Origin of the sequence: Hallerella sp., assembly GCF_022776125.1 — a bacterium.
Classification (GTDB): Bacteria; Fibrobacterota; Fibrobacteria; order Fibrobacterales; family Fibrobacteraceae; genus Hallerella; species Hallerella succinigenes.
The window spans coordinates 1-4,103 of the sequence record NZ_JALFIA010000038.1 but is presented as its reverse complement, the minus strand read 5'-3'; the positions used below and the strand labels follow the sequence as shown (position 1 = coordinate 4,103).

The window sequence follows — 4,103 nt, the reverse complement described above, 5'->3', positions numbered from 1 at the left end:
GGCGGCAAGCCAGGTTCCCGGAATGCGGAAGAGCACAATCGAAAGAGCATTGTGCACAAACGAAAGAATGGAAAGTCCGCAGGCGCAAAAGTATCCGCTAAAGCAAAAGTGGATTCCTGCAACCAGGCAGTCGATCACATAGGTTCTCAGGTATTCCGTTCCAAACCGTACCACGGAAGCGTCGCTTGAGAACAGCGCAAGGAACGGCTCGGAAAACGGCTGGAATATCATCGCAAAAAAGAGTCCTATCCCTGCCGCAATCGCGGTTCCTGTCCAAAGCGTTTTCTTCGCCTGCTCTGGCTTTTCGGCTCCCATGTTCTGCGCTGCAATCGCGGAAATCGTCGAAAGAATGGTGGATGGAACAAGGAACAGGAAGGTGATGATCTTTTCCACAATCCCGACGGCCGCCGCGATTTCAACGCCGCGGCTGTTTGCGATCATCGTAATGAACAGAAATGAAACCTGAATGAATCCGTCCTGGGCGGCAATCGGTGCGCCGATGTTCAAAAGTCCTTTGAACAAAGCCTTGTGCGGCCTAAAATCCCGACGGCAAAGCTTGACTCCTAAATGCAGTTTTTTTGCCGCGAAAAGGGAAACTAGAACGCTCATCGACTGCGCAAGGACTGTGGCGAGAGCCGCTCCCGCAGCGCCGAGGCGCATACTGCCCATGAACACGTAATCCAAAATAATGTTCAGCACGCAGGCGACCGCAATGAAGTACATCGGGTGCTTGGAATCTCCCATGCCGCGAAAAATCGCCGCGATCAGGTTGTACGCCACAATAAAAGGAATCCCGGCAAAACAGATCTGCAAATAGCGCACGGTGCCATCGACGGCTTCTGCAGGCGTCTTGAGCAAGCTTACGATCGGTCCGCATAAAAGCAAGAGGACCGCTGTTGAAATCACGGCGAAAAGACTAAAGAGAACAATCGTGTTTCCGGTAATCCTCGAAACGCTTCGCAGGTTTCCAGCGCCCACGGCACGGCTTGTCAAAACGGTCGTGCCCATGGCAAGCCCGACGATTATCACCGTCAGAAAGTGCATCACCTGGCTTCCCACGGCAACCGCGGTAATCGCTTCCGCGCCTTCGAACTGTCCAACGACGAATAGGTCCGCAAGGCCGTAAAGGGTCTGCAAAAAGTAGGCGACAAAATAGGGCGTTGAAAAGACGGCTATGTTCTTAAAGACACTTCCTTCTGTCAAATTCACAGGCATGGTGTGAATTTAGAAAAGCGACTTTCGGTTGCCAAAAAAAAGGTCAAAACATCCGAAAATATTATTATGATTCTATTGATTAATATAATTAATAGAACTAAAAACGCCTTATTTTAGGCAAAAATTGTAAAAATAAGACTTTTTTGCCCTTGATTTTTGTTTGTGGGTTTCTAATTTTGACGCCGGAACTGCGACACGTTTCTGTGTCCGCAGAAACTTTAGAGGAATGACATGAAAACCATTATGGTGAACCCGAAGACGGTCACTCGTCAGTGGAAGCTCATCGATGCTGAAGGCAAGCCCCTTGGCCGCGTTGCTACCGCTGCTGCTCGCCTTTTGATGGGCAAGCACAAGGCTATCTACTCCCCGAACGTCGACACTGGCGACTACGTGGTGATTATCAATGCAGAAAAGGTCCTTACCACCGGTAAGAAGGCTGAACAGAAGCAGTATTTCCATCACACGGGTCACATCGGTGGCGAGCGTTGGATCACTTATTCTGATTTGATCGCTAAGCACCCGACTGCTCCGCTTTCCGAAGCTATCTGGGGCATGCTCCCGCATACCGCTCTCGGCAAGAAGATGCTGAAGAAACTCAAAATCTACGCTGGCGCGGAACAGCCGCACGCAGCCCAACACCTCGAAACCGTAAGCATCGATTTCTAGGACGGAGGATAAAGCTATTACTACCGCAAAATCTAAGAAGATCTACCGTGGCACCGGTCGTCGCAAGAACGCCATCGCTGCTGTTATCTTGAAGCCGGGTACCGGCAAGCGTATCATCAATGGTCGTGATTTTAAGGAATACTTCCACTCTGACGTTCAGAACATGATTGCAAACCTCCCGTTCGCAGTCCTCGACAACGCAGATCAGTGGGATGTCGAAGTGAACGCTCACGGCGGCGGCATTGCTGGCCAGATGGGTGCAGTCCGTCTTGGCATCGCTCGCGCTCTCGTTGCGAACAATGCAGAAGACAAGTCCGCTCTCAAGAAGCAGGGTCTCATGACTCGTGATTCTCGTGCTGTGGAACGTAAGAAGTTCGGTCGCAAGAAGGCTCGTAAGAACTTCCAGTTCTCCAAACGCTAATCTCCGCTTCACGCATTGCAAAATTCAAAAGAAAGGCTCCCGGATGTGGGGTCTTTCTTTTTTATGCACTCAACAGATTGAACGTCATTTTCTATATTTCCGTTCGCTTAAGCAATTCCGCTTAAGTATAATCAAGCACCGGCTTGTAAAAATCGCTTCGGTGGCTGGACTCTGAACCAAATCAGGTCCCGCTTTGCGGTTTCATTCAAGTTGGGAAGAATAACCGAAAAAAGGAAAATCATCATGGCTAATTTGCCTTCCGTTGAAGAATTGCTCTCTGCAGGCGCTCATTTTGGTCACCAGGCTCAGCGTTGGAACCCGAAGATGAAGCCGTACATCCTTGCCAAGAAGAATGACATCTACGTCATCAACCTCGACAAGACGATCAAGCTCCTCGAAGAAGCTGGCAAGGTCGCTGCTCGTATTTCGAGCGAAGGTAAGAGCGTTCTCTTCGTCGGTACCAAGCCGACCGCACGCGCTATCGTTGAAGACGCCGCTAAGAAGACCAACCACTTCTTCGTGTCCAACCGCTGGCTCGGTGGTATGCTCACCAACTTCCAGACCGTTCGTAAGTCCATCAAGCAGATCGACAAGATCGACCAGATGGAATCTGAAGGTCTCTTCAAGGTTCTTTCCAAGAAGGAAGTTCTCGATAAGACTCGTCTCCGCGAAAAGATGCTCGGCGTCTTTGGCGGTATCCGTGAAATGGCAACCCTCCCGGGTCTTCTTGTCGTCACGGACCTCCACCACGAACACATCGCTGTGGCTGAAGCTCGTCGCCTCCACATTCCTATCATCGGTATCTGCGACACGAACGTCGATCCGACCCTCGTGGACTACCCGGTTCCGGCTAACGACGACGCTGTGAAGTCTATCAAGCTCATTGTGGACTACATTGCAGACAACGTAACGGCTCGCTCTGAAGTCGCTAAGAATGCTGATGCAGAATCTGCTGCTAAGAAGTATGACGACGCTCCGGCTCCGCGCAAGCGTTCTAGCCGTCCGCGTAAGTCTGAAGACAAGTCTGCAAAATCTGAGGAAAAGTAATAATGGCAATTCAAATTACAGCCGCTATGGTTAACGAGCTCCGCCAGAAGACCGGCGTGGGCATGATGCAGTGCAAGAAGGTTTTGATCGAAGCTGAAGGCGATCAGGACAAGGCTGTTGAACTTCTCCGTAAGCAGGGTGCTGCTGTCGCCGCAAAGCGCGCTGACAAGGCTGCGAAGGAAGGCCGTATCTACCTCGTAGAAACAGCGGACAAGGCTGCTGCATTTGAACTCTCTTGCGAAACCGAACCGGTTTCCAACAACGCTGACTTCGTCGCTCTCGCGAACATGGCTGTCAAGGCTGTCGAAACTCAGGCTATTGCCTCTGTGGAAGACTTGAAGAATGCTGTTGTGGACGGCAAGAAGGTGAACGATGTGCTCCAGGACGTGCTCGTCAAGATCCAGGAAAACATCGACTTCCGCAAATTCCAGGAACTCAAGAAGGCTCCGAACTCCGTGTTTGGCGTTTACAGCCACATGAACGGTAAGATCGGCGTGATTACCGAACTCTCTTACGAAGGTTCTGCAGACGAAGCAGCCCTCAAGGCTGCTGCTAAGGACATCGCTATGCAGGCCGCTGCTTTCGCACCGGTCGCTTTGAACGATGCCGCTGTTCCGGCTGAAACCATCGAAAAGGAAAAGGAAATCGCAAAGGCTCAGATCGAAGCTTCCGGTAAGCAGACGAAGCCGGAATTCGTTCAGCGCCAGATCGACGGTCGCGTTGCCAAGGTCCTCAAGGAAATCGTTCTCGAAGA

Annotated in this window: 5 protein-coding genes; 4 read left to right on the top strand and 1 reads right to left on the bottom strand. The window is 51.1% G+C overall.

Annotated features, from left to right (window positions below; genetic code table 11):
* A partial coding sequence (locus tag MR847_RS04895) for an MATE family efflux transporter (RefSeq protein WP_287723101.1) occupies nucleotides 1–1,209 on the bottom strand: 1,209 nt, incomplete at its 3' end.
* 237 nt (nucleotides 1,210–1,446) lie between these two features.
* Between MR847_RS04895 and rplM the strand changes: the two genes are divergently transcribed.
* From rplM to tsf, 4 genes are all read left to right on the top strand, one after another.
* Nucleotides 1,447–1,881 carry a 50S ribosomal protein L13 gene (rplM, locus tag MR847_RS04890; RefSeq protein ID WP_100425690.1) on the top strand — a complete coding sequence of 145 codons (435 nt, stop codon included), beginning with the start codon at nucleotides 1,447–1,449 and terminating at the stop codon, nucleotides 1,879–1,881.
* A gap of 16 nt (nucleotides 1,882–1,897) precedes the next feature.
* Nucleotides 1,898–2,302 carry a 30S ribosomal protein S9 gene (gene rpsI, locus MR847_RS04885; protein WP_100425691.1) on the top strand — a complete coding sequence of 135 codons (405 nt, stop codon included), beginning with the start codon at nucleotides 1,898–1,900 and terminating at the stop codon, nucleotides 2,300–2,302.
* 243 nt (nucleotides 2,303–2,545) lie between these two features.
* The gene (gene rpsB, locus MR847_RS04880; RefSeq protein WP_100425692.1) at nucleotides 2,546–3,349 is read left to right on the top strand and encodes a 30S ribosomal protein S2; all 804 of its coding nucleotides are present in this window, start codon (nucleotides 2,546–2,548) and stop codon (nucleotides 3,347–3,349) included.
* Between the two features lie 2 nt (nucleotides 3,350–3,351).
* The coding region (gene tsf, locus MR847_RS04875) for a translation elongation factor Ts (protein WP_287723100.1) at nucleotides 3,352–4,103 on the top strand (752 nt) is incomplete at its 3' end.